The organism is Pseudomonas sp. 65/3-MNA-CIBAN-0223, from assembly GCF_040310425.1.
Lineage (GTDB): Bacteria > Pseudomonadota > Gammaproteobacteria > Pseudomonadales > Pseudomonadaceae > Aquipseudomonas > Aquipseudomonas gregormendelii.
This window is the reverse complement of record NZ_JBEOPV010000141.1, coordinates 1-273: the sequence shown is the minus strand read 5'-3', so window position 1 is coordinate 273 and position 273 is coordinate 1. Positions and strand designations below refer to the sequence as shown.

The following is a 273-nucleotide window of genomic DNA, read 5'->3' as shown; positions in this document are numbered from 1 at the left end:
GAAGTAATCCACAGCCGAATTGCCCATGGGCACGTAGACCAGGCCGAGCTCGTCGTCGGCCGAAAAGGTCGTCCAGGCATTGGGCGTGCCGCGCGTGTACTGCTCGCCCTCGGCCGGCATGCCCGTCTCGCCCGGACGCCCCATGTCCCATGCCCAGGCGAGCTCGCCGGTTTCGGCATCGTAGCCGCGGATCACCCCGGATGGCGCATCCTCCTTTTGCCCGTCGAGCACCTGGTGGCCGACCACGACCACGTTACGCACGATGGTCGGTGC

General features: G+C 67.4%; 1 pseudogene. It reads right to left on the bottom strand.

From position 1 onward, the window contains the following. A pseudogene (locus tag AAEZ09_RS28275) lies at positions 1 to 273 on the bottom strand (membrane-bound PQQ-dependent dehydrogenase, glucose/quinate/shikimate family); the annotation flags it as partial.